The following is a 22,642-nucleotide window of genomic DNA, read 5'->3' as shown; positions in this document are numbered from 1 at the left end:
CTCCTTAGTTTAATTCAGAACGATCGCCCATAGTATATTTTGAATCTTCAGCGAGTTTGAAAGTGTCTTTGATTGGATCTGTCACATAGACCTTATCATCTTTTGTCACAAAAATCGCCTCAGTTCCATCATTCAGTTTATCCTCGATATAAGCCAAGCCATCTTTGACACCCATGGCGAAGACCGCAGTAGATAGTCCGTCTCCATCAATGGATTGATCGGTGATGATCGTGACACCAGCGATGTCGTTGTCAAAAGGATAGCCAGTTTTAGGGTCGAACAAGTGATGATATTTCATGCCATCAACTTCCAAGTAGCGCTCATAGATTCCAGATGTGACCAATGTTTTATTTCGTTCTTTGATCGAGCCGAGGATCGTTCCACGGGCAAGATTCGGATCTTGGATACCAACTGTCCAATCTTGATCTTCTCCTCTAGGACTGTGTCCAAGAACATAGACATTCCCACCTAGATCGACGATCGCCGTCGTTACATCATGTTCTTTCAAGACTTTGACGACTTCATCAGTGATGAATCCTTTCGCAATGGCACCTAGGTCAAGGATCATGCCTTTTTCTTGCAAGTAAACCGTCTTTTCTTCATCATTGAATTGGACTTTATGATAATCCACTAACTTCAATGCTTCATCGATTTCTGCTTGTGATGGTTTACGTGCATCGTCAAAGCCGATACGCCATAGTTGTGTGATTGGACCGATTGCCATATCAAAGCCTCCATGAGAGTCCTCGCTGTACTCATACGCACGTTTTAATAAACGGTACACATCGTCAGATACTTTGACTGGTTGGATTCCTGCTTGTTGATTGATTTCATCAACTTCGGAGCCGCTTTGATTGATCGTGATTTTATCGCCTAACTCTTTGACTCGGTCAAAAGCAGGTTTTAATACGTCTTCTTTCCCTTCATCGTAGATACGGATACGAACGTAAGTACCAAGCAAAAATTGTTCGTCTGTGTAAGGGTCAGAAAGCAGTGAAGTGTTGTTCTCTTGTTTTCCTTCAGTTGTTTGATCTGTGCTGCAACCCGCAATGGTCAGTAGGCACAAGAGCAAGACAAAAGGAAGTAATCGTTTCTTCAACATCTATTCCTCATTTCTTTTTATCTATTTCATGTTCCGCATAAAGAGAAATCTCTAAGCGAAATCAAAAGTAAGTTCATGCTTTGTATTCTAATATAATCTGGCAGGAATGAACATCTTTTTTTCGGGGGATGTGGCGTTTGTAGGGATAGCACAGAAAAAGAGATGTGACAGTTGCCACATCTCCAAAAGGATTATCGTAAAGGCAGATGAGCCTTCTGTTAGACAAAGTTTATTTTGTCACAATGTTATCGACTTCAATTGTTTGTGTATCGCCTTTTTCAGCAGCATTGACTAATTGTTGTGCATACATGATGAATGAATGTGCACTGTGAGTTGCGCCAGTTACTACTTCTACATCTGCTGGAGAACCATCTTCTTCGCCCATTGCTGAAACAAGTTCATCGTTTAATTCTGGGATGTAAGTTTGAGGGTCAGTACCAGATTTTTCTTTCATCTTTTCGTTGTACTCTGTATCATCTTGTTTTGATTTGCCATCTGCATCGATGTAATCAAAGTTTGATTCAGTGACTTTGCCATCTGCAACTGTCAATTCAAATTGCACACGATAGCCATTTGAATAGTTTTTCTCTTCTAACTTGTATGTGCCGTCTTTAAGTTCTGCACCATTATCGATTTCAATCGTTTCAGTGTTACCCGCTTGAGCCGCTTGGATCAATTGTTGTGCGTAGTTTTGGAAACTTTCTGATGAATGTGTCGCACCAGTCACAACTTCTACACCACTTGCGCTTTGTGCGCTTAGCAACTGTTCATTTAATTCAGGAATGAATGTTTCTGGATTTGTACCAGCTTTTGCTTTCATGTTTTCGTTGTATTCAGCATCATCCATTTTAGATTTGCCATCTTCGTTCACATTGTCATAATTAGACTCAGTGATCTTGCCGTCTTTTACGACCATTTCAAAGACTGAACGGTAACCATTAGAGTAGTTTTTTTCTTCTAACTTGTATGTACCGTCTTGTAATTCTCCACCAGCAACGATTTCTTTAGTTGATTCTGTTGTACTAGTTTCTGTCGTAGAAGATTGTGCAGTAGAAGTAGAAGAAGATGTACTACTTGAACTATCATTGTTATCTGATCCACAAGCTCCTAGCATCAATGTTGAGAATGCTAATACCGCAAACCCCGTAACAAACCGATTTTTCTTCATTTTTTAACCCCGCCATTTCATTTTTTGTCCACAAATTCCTTGTGATTCATTATACATTCTAATGGATATCATCAATAAGTCAACCGTTTTACAAAAATAACGACAGTGATTTAATTGAGCGTTTTCTTTCTGGAAATTTCGTGAAAAACAGGCGTTTTTATTGTAATAAAAAAAACATAAAAAGGTGTTAGACAAATATACAAAACATCTATATAATGTATAAAGATTGTGTAATCATTATCAAATTGAAAAAACGATCAACTATTAATAATTTATATAGATGAAAAATAAGGAGCGGATATTCAATGACAAAGCAAAATATTGTCGTTGTGGGTGCTGGTTATGCGGGTGTTTCAGCTACAAAACACTTAGCGAAGAAACTGAAAAAAGAAGACGTAACAATCACATTGATTGATCGTCATTCGTACCACACGATGATGACAGAACTTCACGAAGTTGCAGGCGGACGTGTGGAACCAGAGGCGATCCAGTACGATTTACAACGATTATTTGCAAGACAAAAAAATGTAGATTTAGTGACTGATACAGTAATTGGCATCGACAAAGAGAAAAAAATCGTCAAAACCAAATTAGGCGCTTATCCATTCGATCAATTGATTTTAGGTATGGGTGGTGAACCAAATGATTTTGGTACACCAGGTGTTAAAGAAAATGGCTTTACTCTTTGGTCATTTGAAGATTCCGTTAAGATCCGTAAGCACATTGAGAAAACAGTCGAAAAAGCAGCATTAGAACCAGACGAAAAATTGCGTAAGGCAATGTTAACGTTTGTTGTATGTGGTTCTGGGTTTACTGGGATTGAAATGATCGGTGAGTTAGTGGATTGGAAAGATCGTTTAGCCAAAGACTACAAACTAGATGCAAATGAGATTACACTAATGGTTGTTGAAGCAATGCCAACGATTTTGAATATGTTGGATCGTAATGATGCAGCCAAAGCAGAACGTTATTTAAATAAAAAGAATGTTGAGCTATTGTTGAATGCGCCAATCGTTGAAGTCGCTCCTGACCATATCAAATTAAAAGACGGTCGTGAAGTGCCTACGCATACCTTGATTTGGACAGCAGGTGTTAAAGGAACAACCGATGCGGCTGATTTCGGATTAGAGACTGCACGTGGCCAACGTTTAGTAGCAAACGAATATATGCAAGCAAAAGGCTATGAAGAACAAAATATCTACATCATTGGTGATTTAGTGTATTACGAAGAATTCCCTAATACACCAACACCACAGATCGTTCAAGCCGCAGAACAAACCGGTCATACAGCTGCAGCGAATATCGTGGCTTCGATCAAAGGTGGCGAGAAACATAAATTTAAAGGGAACTACCAAGGATTTATGGTTTCTGTCGGCGCCAAATGGGGTGTAGCGAACTTATTTGACAAGATCCATTTAAGTGGCTTTTTAGCAATTATCATGAAGCATATCGTCAACTTGAAATATTTCTTTGATATCCGTTCAGGTTATTATATGTTCCAATATATGATGCACGAATTCTTCCATATCAAAGATGATCGCAATGTGACTCGTGGACATTCTTCTCGTTACGGCAATGTTTTATGGAGCGTCCCATTACGAATCTTCTACGGTCTCGTTTGGTTAGTTGAAGCTTCTAAGAAAATGATTGGTAACGGTGAAGTATTAAAACCAAGTACTTGGTTTGGTGAAGGTTCATGGTTTACTGGTAACAGTGTGTTCCCTTGGACTTGGGAATACAATGTAGCAGATGTAGCAAGTGGTGCTTCAGCAGCAGGTGATGCAACAACAGCTGCGAGCGGTGCAGGTGCAACAACTGGAGAAGCAGCAACACAAGCGGCACATTTTGGCTTGAGCTACGCATATGGTGAAGAACCAATGGCAGTGATCGATAAATCACCAGACTGGTTCAACAGCATCATGCAAGTCATCATGCCAAATAACGATGTAGCGATGTTCTTCCAAAAATTCATGGTCTTCTTTGAAATTGCGTTAGCGTTAGCATTGATTGCCGGTTTATTCACTTGGTTATGTAGTGCAACAACGATTGTTTTAGTTATTACATTCTGTATTTCTGGTATGTTCTACTGGGTAAACATCTGGTTCATCTTTGTGGCGTTTGCCTTGATGAATGGTTCAGGTCGTGCGATCGGTTTGGATCGTTGGGTGATTCCTTGGTTACAGAAAACACTCGGTAATTGGTGGTACGGGAAACCAAAGGCACGTTACGGCGAATAGAGAAAGTTAACAATTCAAATAATCCAAATGATTTTAGCAACTAAAATCATGATATGAGAAGAAATAAGGAGGAGCTTGGGGTGTGCAAACATTCCAAGCTCGTCTTTTTCTTAAATAGGTTCGTATAAAGATGATGAATCGCTCAAATCCTTGAATTAGCTGTGTTGTGCCTCTCATTCACAACCTTCGTTATTCATGGTAAAATTGGAGCAATCAAACGAGGAGAAAAAGGGAGTGAGTACTTGAAAGAATTTATTCAAAAAAGTTTATTAAAACCTTGGGATATCATCATTATTCTTTTGTTAGTCATGCTCTCATTCTTGCCGGTTGTCATCTTTAGTTATCAACAAGTGGATGCAACACCAAATAAAGAAGCGGTGCTACGAGTCGATGGAACAGAAATCAAAACGTTTCCGTTGGTAACTGAAACCAAAGCTTATACCTATTTATACGAAGATGATCATGGCGACAAAAACGTGATCGAGATCGATGGGGAACGAATTCGGATCAAAGAAGCAGACTGCGACGACCAGATTTGTGTTCGCCGAGGATGGGCAACGAATAATGGTGAAACAATCGTTTGTTTGCCTCACAAATTAGTGATCGAAGTGCGATCAACAGACGGGAGTGGGGAAGACAGTCTGATTTATTAGACGGTTCACGTCATGAGTAAATTACAAAAAATGATCTATATATCTTTATTAGTTGCCCAAGGTGTGATCATCGGTTTATTGGAAAATATGATTCCTTATCCTTTCGCTTTTGCGCCAGGTGCAAAACTAGGATTGGCTAATTTGATTACGATTGTGGCAATTTTTACAATGAAAAAACGAGATAGCTTCTTATTACTTTGGTTGCGTTTATTTTTGACCACGTTATTAGGCGGCACGATTTCGACGTTTCTTTATAGTATGAGTGGTGCGTTGTTGAGTTATGTAGGGATGTTGATAGTCAAACAACTGGGTCCTAAAAGAGTTAGCATTATTGGCATCAGCGCGACAGGTGGATTTATGCATAATGTCGGTCAGTTATTGACCGCGTCATTTATCGCACAATCATGGACAGTCATGCTCTACTTACCGATTTTGTCATTCCTAGGTATTCTATCAGGATTGGCCATAGGGATAGCTGCTAATTATCTGCTGAAACATGTGAGAACACTTCAGCGTTTCCAAGCAGACTATGATCGACAGACCAATAGTCAATGGCAATCGGTATTTCTGAAAAAATAAGCGTTATACAAGGAGTTTTTTTATGAAGTTACATCAAATGTGGGTGGACTATCCAACGATCCAAGTGGAATTGAACCAAACACTAAAAAAAATGGAAAGTGTTGTTCGGCTGAAAAACAAACCAGTAGAAGAAGCGATAAAAGAAACGATTCATGCAGGTGGAAAGTTACTGCGTCCGGCGTATCAACTATTATTTGCTCAATTTGGCCCGGAGCAAGATCGCGATAAAGCCATTTCGTTGGCAGCATCTATTGAGATGCTACACATTGCGACGTTGATCCATGATGATATCGTTGATGAAGCTGACTTACGCAGAGGACAGCCAAACTTACGTAGCCGTTTTGGCAATAGTGTCGCTGTTTATGCCGGAGATTATTTATTTGTTTGTTGTTTCAAACTCTTGTCCGAATATACCTCCTCCTTAAAGAGTATGCAATTAAATGCACGAAGTATGGAAAAAGTATTGAATGGCGAGCTCGGGCAAATGGATGATAGATACAATACCCAGTTGACGGTTGAAGAATACTTACAGAATATTTCTGGTAAAACCGCTGAACTTTTTCAACTTAGTTGTTTTGTAGGTGCATACGAAAGTGGCACAAGCGAACGTTTTGCAAAAAAAGCCGGGGATATCGGGTTAGCGATCGGCATGGCGTTTCAAATCATTGATGACATTTTAGATTATACAAAACAGAGCGAAGACATCGGCAAGCCTGTATTGGAAGACATTCGTCAAGGGGTGTATTCGTTACCTTTGATCTATGCGTTACAAACAGACAAAAAAGCAGAATTACTTGAATATTTGTCCAAAGAAAAACAAATGACACAAGCAGAAGCTGAGAAGATTCAACAATTAGTTATTGAGGCACAAGGGGTCGAAAGCGCCCAGAAGTTGGCAGAATCCTATACGAAACAAGCACTAAAAGAAATCAAAAAATTACCAAATACCTCAGTACAAACAAAAGAAACATTAGAGACTTTGACGTCATTGATCCTAAGACGGGCAGACTAAGTTATATAAAAATGTGGTTGTGACAGAAGTGTTCAGCTCCGAGAAATAAGCGTGAAACCCTGAAAATTGTTCTTCAAATTTTTGGGGTTTCACGCTTATGTCTGAAGGAGTTGCTTCTGGAACACCGTTTATTCGGTTCTAGGAGATGCAAGGTGAATCATGTCCCAGGCTCATTTTTTTCTTTGCACAGAAAAAGTGGTTTTGCACCTTCTGAAAGAAAGAGGTATGCTAAATAATAGGTATCGCATGGTGACTGATTTCCATTTAGTAGTTCCATACGTATCAGTAGTTTGTTGCTCTTAAAAACATGAACCATCAATAGAATGGACATGGGTCGTTTATCGAACAGGGGCTTACATCGTTTTATTTATGGACGTAAGTACATAAAGTGACGGAGGAAGAATAAAGGAGGGAAATCAAAGCACATAAGAAATAATACATAATATTGAGTGAACCATGGACAAAACAAGTAGTTAAAACATTCATTTTTTTGTTTATTCTGACAATCAGTATCGTTAACATTTTGGGGGAAATGTCGCTGAATGACAAGAATAGATGAGTCAATAAAAACCAGTGAAAGCCTTATGCAGTCCTGACTGATAAGGAAATCACTGGTTTTTTTATTTTTTATCTTCCAAGGCTCGGGCTAGTTTGTGGTCGATTGTTTCGCGAGTGGCTATCTTGTGTTAGATGATTGTTTTCTGTTTGGCGATGTGCATGATTGATCCTATCTTTCAATGTAAATTTCTGAGTCGCAGGTGAAATCTTTTTTTGTAATGATTGGGTCTGCACCTTATGATTAGCCTTCCCAACTTCTTTGTCAGTGTGATCGCGTTTTTGGGAAGGCTCCTCTTTATCCATTCCATTTACCAATGTTTTTGCATCAAACTTTATTTTTGGCTGTCGATTTGCATAAGGTTCTTTAGAGATACTTTTATGTGTTTCGTTGAACTTACGATTCGCTTCTGCAACAGCATTTACCACTTCTTTTTTTGTTCGGTCACGTATTTCAGGGAGTGGCGCATCTTTTTCATTCCTTTTAGTATCACTAGGAATTGTTTCGTAGATCGGTTCAGCAGAGTCTGTGTATCGTTCGACAAGTTTATCTACTTGTTTTGGCGACAACTTGTCGATTTTATCAAGTAATTCTTGCGCTCTTTGTTCATTATTTTTGATGCCAGCTGTTAGTTCCCTATATTTTTTTGAAGATGTGGAACGATCACTAAGCTGTTCTCTTTTTTCCTTTAGCTCTTGGATTCTAGCTACTGTATTCATCAGGCTTTTTGTCAGTTGCTTGATTTCTGTAGCAGGACTTTTTGGTAGATGCTTACTCAATTCCCTTGAACGCTGTCTCATCTTTTCTACTGACATAATATTTTCTTTACGATTATCCATAATTAGTTCCTCATCTCTTGTCTTAGTTACATAAACAAAAATAGCATTTTAATCTTCGTGATTTATACCGATAATTTCTAAGTAGAGAAAATTAGTGTAAGCATTTCTTGCTCTTGAAACATAAGCGAGAAAACAAAGAGGAGGAAAGTATGCTTGATAGCAGAAAACAGGAGATCGACCATTATTTTTGATCAATCTCCTGAATTATTTTGTTTAGTATGAAGCTGTTTTATTTTTAAATTGTATGGCTAGTTTTTGGTCGATTGTTCAGTGTAGGATTTGCCTTTTCTTGGGCGTTCGCTTTGACCTTTTCCTGTGCGTTAGCTAACTTCTCAGTCAATGGCGGTTTCAGAATACCTTTTATAGGCTCTCCTTTTAAAGTTTTAATCTGATCAATCAATAATTTTTTTTGGTTCATTAATTCTTCTTTATTTTTTCTACCAAATAAATTCATGATTTTGCCAGTTAACGTCTTATTTCTTTGTTTAATAGTAGCTAGTTTTTTTTCCGTTTGCTCTAACTTTTTATTGGCTTTATCTAACGAAAGATTTTGACTCATATTATCCTTGATTGGTTTTTTTTTGATTTCGATCGTTTTCTCTCTTTTATCAATAGACTTTGAATCTATATCTTTATGGATTTCATTGAATTTATCATTAGCAGATTTAACAGCCGACTGAATTTCTTCTTTTGATCGAGCCCTTTTTAATGTGATTGGGACATCGATCTCTTCCTTCCTTTTTTTTCTATCTCCAGGAATGGTTTCATAGATAGGTTCATTCATGATTTTCTCATTGCTCTTCGTGACGCTTTTGTCTTGAGTGAAATGGTTATCTATGTATTTTTCCAATCTATCCGCATGTGCGGGTGAAATTTTTTCGATTTTTTCATATAACACATGAACTCTTTTTCTATGAGTTCTGATAGCGTCTGTTAATTCCTGATGTTTTTCTGAAGATTTAGATGTATCCCCAAGCTCCGCTAGCTTTCCTTTTAACTCTTCAATCTTATTCTCAGAGTTGATAATTTGATTCGATAGTTGAGTGATTGCTGTTTTCTCTCCCTGTGTGATTGGTTGCTTATCTTGCTCATTCTTAGCCATATCTATCTCCTTCTCTTATTCGTTATACATAAACAAACATAACATTTTTTTATTGGTAAACAGGACCGATAATTTCTATTAAAGAAAATTTTCGATATGAATCTTGTGATAATAAAACGTTGTAAAATTAACATTGAAAAGGCGTATTAATTGAATAATAGAATGTGTTCATTGGAATACCGTGTATCTTTTTGTAATGGAATAAATCATATAAAATAACTATTTATAAATATATGGATTACTTGAACAACTTTAGCTAGAAAATCTTTATCGGTGTGGGCGATGCTCATGATCTGCTAAAGCTAGGTGATTGTGTTCGATCTCCACGTGGTTTTTGATTTTTCATTTGTTGTTCTTGTTTATTATGAGCGTCAGTTACTTGTTCTTTAAATGTTGGTTTTAGGATACCTTTTTGTGGTTTTTTTTGCGGTTGCTCGAGTTTGTTTATCAAATCAGTTTTCTTTTCCTTTAAACCTTGGATTTTTTTTCTTTGAAAGGCATTCGCAATCAGACCGATGATACTTTTTTTCCGTTTTTGATACTTTTGCAATTTGCTCTCAATTTTCTGCAAATTACGTTTAGTTTCTTGGATAAACTTCTTCTGTTCGGCGGCTTTCTCTTTCTCTGAGAGGGTTTTTCCCGTGTCTATTCTTAGCTTTTTGTTCATTTTAGGTTCAGGAGATGAATTGCGGTAAGCTTGATTGAACTTTTCATTAGCCTTTTCTACTTTGATTGTAGAGATTTCTTTAGGTGTTAATGGACACGCGACTTTGCCATAAGGGGAATCAGCAAATTTTGTTTCTAACTTCGTTGCAGTCTTTGAATCAATCGTCTCCAGTTGACGGTAAAGATTGTCTGCTTGTTTTCGATGAAGTTGGATGCCTTCAGTATATATAGCGAATTCTTCTTTTACGTTAGGGTTGCTAACGAGACCATCTCTTTCTTTTGCAAGCGCCTGTATTGTTTTCTCTGTATTTATGATCTTTTCTGTTAGGTTATCGATTTTTTCTGTTCGTTTTTCCTGTTGCTGTGCGACTGATTGCCGAGGCGTAGAAAGCTTTTGTGCGACAGACTGACGAGGTTCAGATGTTACTTGAGAAACGGATTGTCGTCTCGGCGACTGACCGACAGATTCTCGGCGAACACTTTTCGTTTGCTGGCGTTCTTGTTCTTTTAGGACAAGCTTCATTGCGCGATGACTGTAGATGTTATTTCGATTATTACTTAGTTCTTTATTTGCGTTATTGAGTTTGGTTGTTGCCTTGTTATATTCATCCGGATTGGCTGTTCTGCTAGAAAGTTTTTTTACTTCACTTTTAATTTCCCTGATTTGTTCATTTAACTCTCTGTCTTTTTCGGTTAAACGCTCAATTTTCTGGTCAATTTGTTTAGCAGACAACTGGATATTTTCAGCTGTGATCGATGCTGTTTGTTGTGAGAATTTTTTTACAACGTCTAATTGTCTACTGATTCTCTGAAAGACGTTGTCAGAAAGATTCGGCGCTTTTAAATTTATAGTTAACGATTGTTCTTTGATCAATATGTGTAATCTCAAGCGAGACAAACTTTCTTGACCGATTGCTTGTGGATTTAAAACACCATCTCTGATGGCTGTATTTAAAAATCTTGTCACCTCTATATTTTTTTTAGTTTTATCCATTGTTTCTCCTTAATTATCTTTATTAATATATAAAAAAAATATCATTTTTCAACTCGTGGTATGTACCGATTATTTCTATAATATGTAAATTTTTAGTATTGATTTTTTCTAAAAGGTGTTATTTGGATTGATTGGCAGAGCAGAGGTGACTTTCGTTCATGTTATGGATTAAATCACTCAAATGGATTGTTTTGTTTATTTAAAACAATCTTTTTTTGTTTTTGGAAAAAAATTGTTCCCAGCAAGAAAAATTCCATGCTATATTCTGGATTAAAGAACGCTATGAATAAAGGAGAGCAGCTGTGAGAAAACAATATACATCAGAATTAACGCAATTAACGGTGATTGAGATCGTAACAAAACTAAGTGAGAAGAAAAGAAATTTTTCATTTCGTGATATTGAAGAAGAGTATCAGCAACCTTTGTCTGCGGCAGATAAATTTTTGATCCGCTGTTTGATTGTAAAAAAATTCAACTTGAAGATCGAATATTTTTCTTCTTCTAAAGCGAATCAATTACAATTTTGCAAAATTTGAGAATAGTCCATTGAGGCTGGGATGACCCAGTAAGAGATCGCTGAATCTAATGTGGAAATAAAAAATGTTGTAATTCAATACAAAAGAATTCATTCATTTTTTTATGCGTTATGATACAAACAGAACGACAGCAAAACAAAAAAGGGGGCGTTAAATGGAAGAGGGTTCTGTATAGGAAGAAGTGGAGAAAGCAATCGTTGGTCTTCAATAGATAAGCTTATAAATGACTTAGAAGTAGTAAATAGAGGAAACAACACACATAGAACACCACTTGATTGCCGAAAACTATTTCGGGGAAAAATAGTTGCTCGGTCTCACTTGCTTGACGACGTGCATCACAGATTGCGACAGCGCATCTAGATAAAATCGTAGGCAAATGTTATCAGGTGTCCATTAGTATTGACAGGCAGTAGTTTGATTGTTCTACTGCTACTGACAATAGCACATAGTACTATCCGATTTAAAAAGGATATCGAACATAGAACTAAAACATAGAACTAAAACATAGAACTAAAACATAGAACTAAAACATAGAGTTAAAACATAGAACAAACATAGAACAAACATAGAAATTAGATGTAGACTCAAAAGTAAAATAAAACACATAATGTAGTACCTCAAACATAGAATCAAGCACATAGTAGAAAAATATAGTACATCGTAAAGAAGCTTGCATGTTTTCTCGTGACATCAAGCTTATGAAAATAAAGCGAGCATGACAAACCCACCATTGATAAAAAAGAGGCTAGGAAACGAACTAGCCTCTTTTTGCTGATGGTAGCCCATCGATTTCTGTTAAGCTGACTTCACCAGAGAGTAGTTGGAAGCGCTGGTTTGGCGTATCTACGATCAGTTCTCCTTTTGGACCGATTGCCTGGGCAATTCCTTGATAAGATTTTCCTTGTCGGGTAAAGCTGACAGACTTACCTAGGACAAATGACCGTTCTGTGTAAAGATCAAAATAGGTGTGCGAAGGGTCGGCTAAATACCTAAAGAAATGTTTCCAAATCGCGCAGATCAATTGATTTCTAGTCATCGATGCTTCACCATCAGGAAACAAGGAAGTCGCTTTTTGCTGGATCTCATCAGGAAATTGCGTGTGAGGGATCGAAAAATTCAAGCCCACACCAATAATCACTGAACGAATTTCACCACTTTCCATATCGCTTACCGCTTCAGATAAAATTCCACAAACCTTTTTCCCTTCAAGGTAGATATCATTGACCCATTTGATCATGGCATGTTTTCCTGACGTTTCTTGAATCGCTTTGACACATGCACTGGCAGCAATCAACGTATATTGTGGCAATTCCTCAAAATGCTTTTGTGGATGCAATAATAGGCTCATGTAGATTCCTTGACCTGGTTGAGCGAAAAAGGAACGTCCAAAACGTCCATGGGCTTGTTCTTGTGTATCCGCGATAAATAAACTAGGTTTCGTAGTATCCATATTAGATGCCGATTTAGCATCTTTCATGGTGGATTCAGATTGTGATAATACCTTCACTTGAACATCAAAAGAGGATAATGCTTGGGAAATCTCTACAGGATCTAATACATCGGAGGGGAGATAACGATACCCTTTCGCTTGATGGTCAAAGCGAAAACCTTCTTTTTCTAATTCTTTGATGGCTTTCCAAATACTCGTTCGGGAGACATTCAGTTGTTGGGCGATTTTTTCACCGGATAGAAATGTCGGAGTATTTTTTAAAAGGTGTAGTACCTTGGCTTTTGTCGTCATCGATCAAGCTCCTTTCTACTATTTATATATTAGCAGATTTACGATCGAATGAGGACAGCGCGTCATACTTTTTGTTTGAGTCGCTATAAAGACGAAAAGATTTTGTGAGGAAGAGTCACTCAATTAGGAATGGACGAAATTGGAACAAAAAAGAAAGATTAAGAAACAATTACGAAAATTTACAGGAAACGCCAGGAAGTGTTGACTTTTACGTTTAAACAGTGTATTATATGAAGTTGCAAAAACTATCTGATGAAGCGAAGGCAGAAACGAAATATTGTCCGTTTCGGCTTTAATATAAGGAAACAAAAGTAGAAGCTCACGTAGGCAAGTACTCAAGAGAACGTTCTATTTTTGGTTTTTTTTTGCCTAAAAGCCGCAAAAAATGTCTGTTGTTACCTAAATATAATATTTTTAATATTATTGTAACAATTGATCGGGTAGTCTTTTTGAATGACATTTTAGAGGGGTGAAGAGCTTGGCTGGACACGTAGTAAAATACGGAAAACATCGCGAACGTAGAAGTTTCGCACGAATCAGTGAAGTGTTGGAATTACCAAATTTGATCGAAATTCAAACAGACTCGTACCAATGGTTCTTAGATGAAGGACTAAGAGAAATGTTTGAAGATATTTTGCCAATCGATGACTTCAATGGCAATCTTTCTTTGGAATTTGTAGATTATGAATTGAAAGAACCAAAGTACACAGTAGCAGAAGCACGCGCACATGACGCAAATTACTCTGCACCATTACATGTGACTTTACGTTTAACAAACCGTGAAACAGGCGAAATCAAAGCCCAAGAAGTATTCTTCGGTGATTTCCCATTGATGACAGAGCAAGGTACATTCATCATCAACGGTGCGGAACGTGTTATCGTTTCCCAATTAGTCCGTTCACCAGGTGTTTACTTCCATGGGAAAGTAGACAAAAACGGTAAAGAAGGATTCGGTTCCACTGTGATCCCTAACCGTGGTGCATGGTTAGAAATGGAAACTGATGCAAAAGACATCTCTTATGTACGTATCGACCGCACACGTAAGATTCCATTGACTGTGTTAGTTCGTGCATTAGGTTTCGGTTCAGATGACACGATTTTTGAAATCTTTGGGGATAGTGAAACATTACGTAACACGATCGAAAAAGATTTACACAAAAATGCAAGTGATTCTAGAACAGAAGAAGGATTAAAAGACATCTACGAGCGTCTTCGCCCAGGCGAACCAAAAACAGCAGATAGTTCACGTAACTTGCTGAATGCCCGCTTCTTTGATCCAAAACGTTACGACTTAGCAAATGTTGGTCGTTACAAAGTAAACAAAAAATTAGACTTGAAAACACGTCTATTGAACTTAACGTTAGCTGAAACGTTGGTTGATCCTGAAACAGGCGAGATCATTGTTGAAAAAGGAACAGCTTTGACCCATCAAGTGATGGAAACATTAGCACCGTTCATCGACAATGGTTTGAACTCAGTGACTTACTACCCAACAGAAGATGGCGTAGTCACTGATCCAATGACTGTCCAAGTGATCAAAGTCTTTTCACCAAAAGACCCAGAACGTGAAGTTAACGTGATCGGTAACGGCTACCCAGACACAACAGTGAAAACTGTTCGTCCAGCGGATATCGTTGCTTCAATGAGCTATTTCTTGAACTTGATGGAAGGCATCGGCAACGTGGACGATATCGACCACTTAGGAAATCGTCGTATCCGTTCTGTCGGAGAACTTTTACAAAATCAATTCCGTATTGGTTTAGCACGTATGGAACGTGTCGTACGTGAAAGAATGTCAATCCAAGATACAGAAACATTGACACCACAACAATTGATCAACATCCGTCCAGTTGTCGCAAGTATCAAAGAATTCTTTGGTTCTTCACAATTGTCTCAGTTCATGGACCAAACCAATCCATTGGGCGAATTGACACACAAACGTCGTCTTTCTGCCTTAGGACCTGGTGGTTTGACTCGTGACCGTGCCGGCTATGAAGTACGTGACGTTCACTACTCCCACTATGGCCGTATGTGTCCGATCGAAACGCCTGAGGGACCAAATATCGGGTTGATCAATAGTTTATCTAGTTACGCGAAAGTAAACAAATTTGGTTTTATCGAAACGCCGTATCGTCGTGTTGATCGTGAAACTGGCCGTGTGACAGAACAAATCGATTACTTGACAGCAGACATCGAGGACCATTATATCGTTGCCCAAGCAAACAGTAAGTTGAATGATGACGGTACATTTGCTGAAGAAATCGTCATGGCTCGTGCCCAAAGTGAAAACTTAGAAGTATCGATCGATAAAGTCGATTATATGGACGTTTCACCAAAACAAGTAGTTGCGGTAGCGACAGCATGTATTCCTTTCTTGGAAAACGATGACTCCAACCGTGCCTTGATGGGTGCCAACATGCAGCGTCAAGCAGTGCCATTGATCAATCCACAAGCACCTTGGGTTGGTACTGGTATGGAATATAAATCAGCTCATGACTCAGGAGCTGCGTTACTATGTAAACACGATGGTGTAGTTGAATTTGTTGATGCTGCTGAGATCCGCGTACGTCGCGACAATGGCGCATTAGACAAATACTCAGTAACAAAATTCCGTCGTTCAAACTCTGGAACAAGTTACAACCAACGCCCAATCGTTCATTTAGGTGAGAAAGTCGAAAAAGGGGATACCTTGGCAGACGGCCCATCAATGGAACAAGGTGAAATGGCTCTAGGACAAAACGTCTTAGTCGGTTTCATGACTTGGGAAGGATACAACTACGAAGATGCGATCATCATGAGTCGTCGTCTTGTCAAAGATGATGTGTACACATCGATTCATATTGAAGAATATGAATCAGAAGCTCGTGATACAAAATTAGGACCTGAAGAAATCACTCGCGAAATCCCGAACGTCGGTGAAGACGCATTGAAAGACTTAGACGAAATGGGGATCATTCGTATTGGGGCGGAAGTCCAAGACGGTGACCTATTAGTCGGTAAAGTAACACCAAAAGGGGTAACTGAACTTTCAGCAGAAGAACGCTTATTGCATGCGATCTTCGGTGAAAAAGCACGTGAAGTACGTGATACTTCTCTACGTGTACCGCATGGTGGAGGCGGGATCGTTCACGATGTGAAGATCTTTACTCGTGAAGCTGGCGATGAATTATCACCAGGTGTCAACATGTTAGTTCGTGTGTATATCGTTCAAAAACGTAAAATCCATGAAGGGGATAAAATGGCCGGACGTCACGGTAATAAAGGGGTTGTTTCCCGTATTATGCCGGAAGAAGATATGCCATTCTTACCTGATGGAACACCGATCGACATCATGTTGAACCCACTAGGGGTACCATCACGTATGAACATCGGACAAGTATTGGAATTGCATTTAGGGATGGCTGCCCGTCAATTAGGCATCCACGTAGCAACACCAGTATTTGATGGTGCAAGTGATGAAGACGTATGGGAAACAGTTCGTGAAGCTGGTATGGCTAGCGATGCGAAAACTGTTCTTTATGACGGACGTACAGGTGAACCATTTGACGGACGCGTGTCTGTCGGTGTGATGTACATGATCAAACTTGCTCACATGGTTGACGACAAGTTACATGCACGTTCAATTGGACCTTACTCACTAGTTACGCAACAACCATTAGGTGGTAAAGCGCAATTTGGTGGACAACGTTTTGGGGAAATGGAAGTTTGGGCACTGGAAGCATACGGTGCGGCTTATACCTTACAAGAAATCTTGACATACAAATCAGATGACGTAGTCGGACGTGTGAAAACATACGAAGCAATCGTCAAAGGTGAACCAATTCCAAAACCAGGTGTACCTGAATCCTTCCGCGTATTAGTCAAAGAATTACAATCACTAGGATTAGACATGCGTGTCCTAGACATCCAAGACAGCGAGATCGAACTTCGCGACATGGATGACGAAGACGATGATTTGATCACAGTGGATGCTTTGACAAAATTCGCTGAACAACAAACAGCAAAAGAACTAGAAAAACAAGCTGCTGAACAAGTCGAAGATGAAAGACAAGATATCATCCAAAACTTTGAAACCGCAGAAGATAATTTAGACTAATCCGGTCTGAGATACTGTGAGGCGGTCGAAGATCAGCCGCCTTACGGTTTTGCCATTAAACGAAATGGAGGGAACCCCTTTTGATCGATGTAAATAAATTCGAAAGTATGCAAATAGGTTTGGCTTCTCCCGAAAAAATCAGAAGCTGGTCTTACGGTGAAGTAAAAAAACCTGAGACGATTAACTATCGTACCTTAAAACCTGAGCGCGAAGGGTTGTTCTGTGAGCGGATTTTTGGTCCTACAAAAGACTGGGAATGTGCCTGCGGAAAATACAAACGTATCCGTTATAAAGGAATCGTTTGTGATCGCTGTGGTGTGGAAGTGACTCGTTCAAAAGTTCGTCGTGAACGTATGGGTCATATCGAATTAGCAGCACCTGTTTCACATATCTGGTATTTCAAAGGTATTCCTTCTCGTATGGGTCTTGTATTAGACATGAGCCCACGCGCATTAGAAGAAATCATTTACTTTGCCTCATATGTTGTTATTGAACCAGGAAACACAAGCTTAGAGAAAAAACAATTGTTGACTGAACGCGAATACCGCGAAAAACGTGAACAATATGGCCAAGAATTCCAAGCAGCAATGGGCGCGGAAGCAATCAAACAATTACTTGATAACGTTGATTTGGATGGCGAAGCGGCTGAATTGAAAGAAGAGTTGAAATCTGCACAAGGACAAAAACGTACACGCGCGATCCGTCGTTTGGACATTTTAGAAGCATTCCGTGCTTCTGGCAATGAACCAAGCTGGATGGTCATGGACGTTATCCCTGTCATCCCACCAGATCTACGACCAATGGTCCAATTAGAAGGTGGACGTTTTGCAACAAGTGATTTGAACGATCTATATCGTCGTGTGATCAACCGTAACAATCGTTTGAAACGTTTGTTAGACTTGAATGCACCAGGAATCATCGTTCAAAATGAAAAACGGATGTTACAAGAAGCGGTAGATGCGTTGATCGATAACGGTCGTCGTGGCCGTCCTGTTACAGGACCAGGTAACCGCCCATTGAAATCTCTTTCTCATATGTTGAAAGGGAAACAAGGTCGTTTCCGTCAAAACTTACTTGGTAAACGTGTCGACTACTCTGGTCGTTCAGTTATCGTCGTAGGTCCTTTCTTGAAAATGTACCAATGTGGATTACCAAAAGAAATGGCGATCGAATTGTTCAAACCATTCGTGATGCGCGAATTAGTTCAACGTGAACTTGCTTCAAACATCAAAAATGCGAAACGCAAAATCGAACGTCAAGAAGATGAAGTTTGGGATGTCTTAGAAGACGTCATCAAAGAACATCCAGTTCTATTGAACCGGGCACCTACGCTTCACAGATTAGGTATCCAAGCATTTGAACCAGTTCTTGTCCAAGGTCGTGCGATCCGTTTGCATCCATTGGTATGTGAAGCTTACAATGCCGATTTTGATGGAGACCAAATGGCCGTTCACGTACCGTTGAACGAAGAAGCACAAGCAGAAGCACGTATGCTGATGTTAGCTGCTCAAAACATCTTGAATCCAAAAGATGGTAAACCAGTTGTTACACCTTCTCAGGATATGGTTTTAGGAAACTACTACCTAACAATGGAAGAAGAAGGTCGTGAAGGCGAAGGAATGGTCTTTAGAGACCAAAACGAAGCAGTCATCGCATGGCGTAATGGCTACGTTCATTTACATTCACGTATTGGTGTGAACCCAACGACATTAGGGGACAAACCATTTACAGAATGGCAAAAAGAACGCACAATGATCACGACTGTTGGTAAGATCATCTTTAACGAGATCATGCCACCAGAATTCCCTTACTTGAATGAGCCAACTGACTTCAACTTGACTGTCCAAACACCGGACAAATACTTTGTTGAAGCTGGAACAGATATTCCTGCTCACATCAAAGAACAAGAACTAGTTTTACCATTCAAGAAGAAAAACTTAGGAAACATCATCGCCGAAGTCTTCAAACGTTTCAAAGTAACTGAAACATCTAAGATGCTTGACCGTATGAAAGACTTAGGATACAAACATTCAACACATGCAGGTATCACTGTAGGGATCGCCGACATCAGTGTCTTGAATGAAAAACAAGTGATCATTGACGAAGCACATAAACAAGTAGAGTCGATCACGAAGCAATTCCGTCGTGGATTGATCACTGACGACGAGCGTTATGAACGAGTAATCGCTGTTTGGAACTCTGCGAAAGACAGCATCCAACAAAAACTGATGGAAGGTTTGGAAGCGAAAAACCCAATCTTCATGATGTCAGATTCTGGTGCCCGTGGTAACATCTCCAACTTTACTCAGCTTGCTGGTATGCGTGGATTGATGGCCGCACCGAATGGACGTATCATGGAATTGCCGATCATTTCGAACTTCCGCGAAGGACTTTCTGTCTTGGAAATGTTTATCTCAACTCACGGGGCTCGTAAAGGAATGACCGATACAGCCTTGAAGACAGCCGATTCTGGTTACTTGACACGTCGTTTAGTTGACGTTGCCCAAGATGTCATCATTCGTGAAGAAGATTGTGGCACTGACCGCGGTCTTGAGATCCAAGCAATCCGTGAAGGAAATGAAATCATCGAATCTCTTGAAGATCGTTTGATTGGACGTTACACACGTAAAGAAGTTCGTCATCCTGAAACCAACGAAATGATCATTGCCGGAAATCAATTGATCTCTGAAGATGTTGCAAAACAAATCGTTGATGCAGGTGTTGAAACTGTAACGATCCGTTCTGTCTTCACATGTAATACAAAACATGGTGTCTGCAAACATTGTTACGGACGTAACTTGGCAACTGGTTCTGACGTTGAAGTCGGAGAAGCAGTTGGTACCATCGCCGCTCAATCAATCGGTGAACCAGGTACTCAGTTAACAATGCGTACGTTCCATACGGGTGGGGTTGCCGGAGATGATATCACTCAAGGTCTTCCTCGTGTCCAAGAAATCTTTGAAGCACGTAATCCGAAAGGGCAAGCAGTGATCACTGAAGTAACAGGGGATGTTATCGATATCTCTGAAGATCCTGCAACACGTACTAAAGAAGTAACGATCAAAGGGAAAACAGATACACGTACGTATACAGTGCCTTACACTGCACGTATGAAAGTCGCTGAAGGCGATATGATCCATCGTGGTGCACCATTGACAGAAGGATCAATCGATCCAAAACAATTGTTGCAAGTACGTGACGTTCTATCTGTTGAAAACTATCTATTACGTGAAGTACAACGTGTTTACCGTATGCAAGGGGTAGAAATCGGCGACAAACATATCGAAGTAATGGTTCGCCAAATGCTTCGTAAAGTGCGCGTCATGGACCCAGGCGATACAGAAATCTTGCCAGGGACACTGTTAGATATCGCAGACTTCAAAGACCAAAACTACAATACGTTAGTTGCTGGTGGCGTTCCTGCGACATCTCGTCCAGTCTTGCTAGGTATCACAAAAGCATCATTAGAAACAAACAGCTTCTTATCAGCTGCATCCTTCCAAGAAACAACTCGTGTCTTGACTGATGCTGCGATCCGAGGCAAAAAAGATCCACTTCTTGGTTTGAAAGAAAATGTTATCATCGGTAAGATCATTCCAGCTGGTACTGGTATGCCACGTTACCGCAACATGGAACCAAAAGAAGTTGGCGTTGCAAGTGAAAACGTGTATAGCATTTCTGACATCGAAGCACAAATGGCTGCCGAAGATGCAATGAATGAACAAACACGATAAACCATGATTCATAGAAAGAAGGTCAAGTTCCTGTTTGAGGGACTTGACCTTTTTTTTGTGGATAAACTAGAATCAAGGAAGTAAAAGGTAACTGTGGATAAAAGAAATGGCAATAGATATCCACAGGGGATAATTATTATGTGTACCAAAATTTATCCACAAGTTTTCAAATAATAAAAGAAAAACAATAAAAATAGGCTAAAAATACCGGTAGGGGGTAAAATAAGCATATTACTATTTATTTCAATGAAAACGAGTATGATAAAACCAAAGGAGCTGATAAGAAATGGCAGTGAAAAAAGCTGTATTTGCAGGTGGCTGTTTTTGGTGTATGGTCAAACCGTTTGAAACACAACCAGGTATCCTCTCCGTTACTTCCGGTTATACTGGAGGACATGTACCAAATCCAACCTACGAACAAGTGACGACTGGAACAACAGGTCATACGGAAGCGGTAGAAATCGAATATGATCCTGAAATCATCACCTATGCACAATTGGTCGAGATTTATTGGCAACAGACCGATCCGACAGATGCTTTAGGGCAGTTTGCTGATCGTGGGGACTCTTATCGTCCGGTCATTTATTATAGTGATGAAGCAGAACGTGAAGCCGCAGAGAACTCAAAACAACAGTTACAAGCAAGTGGCCGTTTCGATCAACCGATCGTCACAAAGATCGAACCTCGTACGACCTTTTATCCCGCAGAGGAGTATCATCAAGATTACTACAAGAAAAACAAGATCCATTATCAGTTGTATCGTGAAGGCTCTGGTCGGGCGGGATTCCTTAGAAAAAACTGGAAAGACTAGCAGTATAAGTTACTAGAAAATATGAATTTTAAGTAATAAGAAAAGAGGAAGGTCGGACATTTTGTTCTAGATGCTTCTTCTTTTTTGTGCTATCGGAAATAGAGGACCAACCATAAGGCAATACTCAGAAAAGGAACGAAAGGGAGATGCTTTCTTTTCTTATGGAATAAAGCAGTGATACAAAAATAACTTAAACCAAGACAACTTGCGATAAACATAAGCATGAGAAAATGTGTGGAGGCTAACCCACCACTCCAACTAAGTAAGAGTAACGTATCGCCTGCGCCTAAATAAGCTTGCCCATAACGCAGCAAACCGTAACTGATCAAGCCGAACGCTAAGCTGGTTTCTAAGTGAAACTGCTCAGTCAGCACCCAGTAGGCCCATAAGAAAGTCCATGAGAAATAGAGGATGCGAGTGTCGATCGCAAGGTAAAAAATATCCATCAACGAAAATAAAAAAGCAGTGAATAGCCAAATCAAATGAACTGTATCTGGCGAATAGCATCCTGCATACATAAATAGCGTACCGCTGATCAACTCTGCCAGTGGATACATGGGTGAAAGTTTGGTCTGACAAGAGCGGCAACGAAATCGTTGCATGACAATCGAAAGTAATGGAATCAACTCATACCAATGCAATGTTTGGTGACAGTTGACACAATGTGAACGAGGGGAAATAATAGAAAGGTCTTGAGGAACGCGTTGTGCGACTAAGCACAAAAAAGAACCAAAGCAACAACCAATGATAAAATAAAGAAACATCAGACCAACCTCCTTTTGATTAAGATACGCAAAAAAGGAGAAGAGAGGTGGA

Annotated in this window: 15 protein-coding genes; 8 read left to right on the top strand and 7 right to left on the bottom strand. The window is 39.5% G+C overall.

From position 1 onward, the window contains the following. Positions 1-4: 4 nt before the first annotated feature. Together IGJ14_RS13840 and pplA are read right to left on the bottom strand one after the other, a co-directional pair. On the bottom strand, positions 5-1,102 hold the full coding sequence (locus tag IGJ14_RS13840) for an FAD:protein FMN transferase (protein ID WP_019722801.1): 1,098 nt from the start codon (positions 1,100-1,102) through the stop codon (positions 5-7). Between the two features lie 229 nt (positions 1,103-1,331). Continuing rightward, positions 1,332-2,270 carry an extracellular electron transfer flavoprotein PplA gene (gene pplA, locus IGJ14_RS13835; protein ID WP_010733915.1) on the bottom strand — a complete coding sequence of 313 codons (939 nt, stop codon included), beginning with the start codon at positions 2,268-2,270 and terminating at the stop codon, positions 1,332-1,334. 305 nt (positions 2,271-2,575) lie between these two features. Here pplA and IGJ14_RS13830 point away from each other — a divergent pair, with 305 nt between their 5' ends. The 4 genes from IGJ14_RS13830 (at position 2,576) to IGJ14_RS13815 (ending at position 6,751) form a co-directional block, all read left to right on the top strand. Further along, positions 2,576-4,507 carry an NAD(P)/FAD-dependent oxidoreductase gene (locus IGJ14_RS13830; RefSeq protein WP_019722800.1) on the top strand — a complete coding sequence of 644 codons (1,932 nt, stop codon included), beginning with the start codon at positions 2,576-2,578 and terminating at the stop codon, positions 4,505-4,507. A gap of 242 nt (positions 4,508-4,749) precedes the next feature. Continuing rightward, a complete protein-coding gene (locus tag IGJ14_RS13825; RefSeq protein WP_010733917.1) occupies positions 4,750-5,160 on the top strand; it encodes a NusG domain II-containing protein in 411 nt (136 codons plus the stop codon). A gap of 12 nt (positions 5,161-5,172) precedes the next feature. Continuing rightward, the gene (locus IGJ14_RS13820; RefSeq protein WP_010733918.1) at positions 5,173-5,739 is read left to right on the top strand and encodes a Gx transporter family protein; all 567 of its coding nucleotides are present in this window, start codon (positions 5,173-5,175) and stop codon (positions 5,737-5,739) included. A gap of 22 nt (positions 5,740-5,761) precedes the next feature. Next, positions 5,762-6,751 carry a polyprenyl synthetase family protein gene (locus IGJ14_RS13815; protein WP_019722799.1) on the top strand — a complete coding sequence of 330 codons (990 nt, stop codon included), beginning with the start codon at positions 5,762-5,764 and terminating at the stop codon, positions 6,749-6,751. A 627-nt stretch (positions 6,752-7,378) separates the two neighbouring features. Here IGJ14_RS13815 and IGJ14_RS13810 read toward each other — a convergent pair. The 3 genes from IGJ14_RS13810 to IGJ14_RS13800 form a co-directional block, all read right to left on the bottom strand. After that, positions 7,379-8,146, bottom strand: coding sequence for a hypothetical protein (locus IGJ14_RS13810; protein WP_019722527.1), 768 nt, complete (start codon positions 8,144-8,146; stop codon positions 7,379-7,381). A 235-nt stretch (positions 8,147-8,381) separates the two neighbouring features. After that, a complete protein-coding gene (locus IGJ14_RS13805) occupies positions 8,382-9,248 on the bottom strand; it encodes a hypothetical protein (protein ID WP_019722526.1) in 867 nt (288 codons plus the stop codon). 286 nt (positions 9,249-9,534) lie between these two features. Next, positions 9,535-10,908, bottom strand: a complete 1,374-nt coding sequence (locus tag IGJ14_RS13800) for a hypothetical protein (protein WP_019722525.1) — start codon at positions 10,906-10,908, stop codon at positions 9,535-9,537. A 302-nt stretch (positions 10,909-11,210) separates the two neighbouring features. Here IGJ14_RS13800 and IGJ14_RS13795 point away from each other — a divergent pair, with 302 nt between their 5' ends. Further along, a complete protein-coding gene (locus IGJ14_RS13795) occupies positions 11,211-11,444 on the top strand; it encodes a hypothetical protein (protein ID WP_019722524.1) in 234 nt (77 codons plus the stop codon). 757 nt (positions 11,445-12,201) lie between these two features. Here IGJ14_RS13795 and IGJ14_RS13790 read toward each other — a convergent pair. Beyond that, positions 12,202-13,185 carry a biotin--[acetyl-CoA-carboxylase] ligase gene (locus tag IGJ14_RS13790; RefSeq protein ID WP_019722523.1) on the bottom strand — a complete coding sequence of 328 codons (984 nt, stop codon included), beginning with the start codon at positions 13,183-13,185 and terminating at the stop codon, positions 12,202-12,204. Positions 13,186-13,663: 478 nt separating this feature from the next. Between IGJ14_RS13790 and rpoB the strand changes: the two genes are divergently transcribed. From rpoB to msrA, 3 genes are all read left to right on the top strand, one after another. Then, entirely contained in the window at positions 13,664-17,281 is a 3,618-nt protein-coding gene (rpoB, locus tag IGJ14_RS13785; RefSeq protein WP_019722522.1) for a DNA-directed RNA polymerase subunit beta, read from the top strand. Positions 17,282-17,361: 80 nt separating this feature from the next. After that, positions 17,362-21,015, top strand: coding sequence for a DNA-directed RNA polymerase subunit beta' (gene rpoC, locus IGJ14_RS13780; RefSeq protein ID WP_019722521.1), 3,654 nt, complete (start codon positions 17,362-17,364; stop codon positions 21,013-21,015). A gap of 286 nt (positions 21,016-21,301) precedes the next feature. Then, positions 21,302-21,826 (top strand): peptide-methionine (S)-S-oxide reductase MsrA, encoded by a 525-nt coding sequence (msrA, locus tag IGJ14_RS13775; protein ID WP_010733927.1) that lies wholly within the window; start codon positions 21,302-21,304, stop codon positions 21,824-21,826. 89 nt (positions 21,827-21,915) lie between these two features. On the opposite strand, the gene IGJ14_RS13770 is transcribed toward msrA, so the two are convergent. Next, on the bottom strand, positions 21,916-22,590 hold the full coding sequence (locus IGJ14_RS13770) for a prepilin peptidase (protein ID WP_019722520.1): 675 nt from the start codon (positions 22,588-22,590) through the stop codon (positions 21,916-21,918). Positions 22,591-22,642 lie beyond the last annotated feature (52 nt).

It is taken from the genome of Enterococcus sp. DIV1304_2, assembly GCF_050555445.1.
Lineage (GTDB): Bacteria > Bacillota > Bacilli > Lactobacillales > Enterococcaceae > Enterococcus_B > Enterococcus_B pernyi.
Note: the sequence above shows the minus strand (reverse complement) of the source record. Positions and strands in the feature narration are given on the sequence as shown.